The following is a 659-nucleotide window of genomic DNA, read 5'->3' as shown; positions in this document are numbered from 1 at the left end:
TATATGGGCTGCTCGACCTTCGCCAATTTCACCGTGCTGCCGGAGATCGCCCTTGCCAAGGTCAATCCCGACGCCCCCTTCGACAAGATCTGCTACATCGGCTGCGGGGTGACCACCGGCATCGGCGCCGTGATCAACACCGCCAAGGTCGAGATCGGTTCGACGGCCATCGTCTTCGGTCTCGGCGGCATCGGCCTCAACGTGCTGCAGGGTCTCAGGCTCGCCGGCGCCGACATGATCATCGGCGTCGACATCAACCCCGACCGCAAGGCATGGGGCGAGAAGTTCGGCATGACGCATTTCGTCAATCCGAAGGAGGTCGGCGACGACATCGTGCCCTATCTCGTCAACCTGACGAAGCGCAACGGCGACCTGATCGGCGGCGCCGACTATACGTTCGACTGCACCGGCAACACCAAGGTGATGCGCCAGGCGCTCGAGGCCTCTCACCGCGGCTGGGGCAAGTCTGTTATCATCGGCGTTGCCGGCGCCGGCCAGGAGATCTCCACCCGTCCGTTCCAACTGGTCACCGGCCGCAACTGGATGGGCACCGCCTTCGGCGGCGCGCGTGGGCGTACCGACGTGCCGAAGATCGTCGACTGGTACATGCAGGGCAAGATCCAGATCGACCCGATGATCACCCACACGATGCCGCTCGA

Annotated in this window: 1 protein-coding gene; it reads left to right on the top strand. The window is 64.0% G+C overall.

Annotation, left to right across the window (positions count from 1 at the left end; all coding sequences use genetic code 11):
- Nucleotides 1-659: zinc-binding dehydrogenase (locus GR197_RS31355; protein WP_164016590.1), on the top strand; the 659-nt coding region annotated here is incomplete at both ends.

Origin of the sequence: Rhizobium phaseoli (assembly GCF_010668805.1) — a bacterium.
GTDB classification, from domain to species: domain Bacteria; phylum Pseudomonadota; class Alphaproteobacteria; order Rhizobiales; family Rhizobiaceae; genus Rhizobium; species Rhizobium phaseoli_A.
This window is presented reverse-complemented; position numbering and strand designations above follow the sequence as displayed.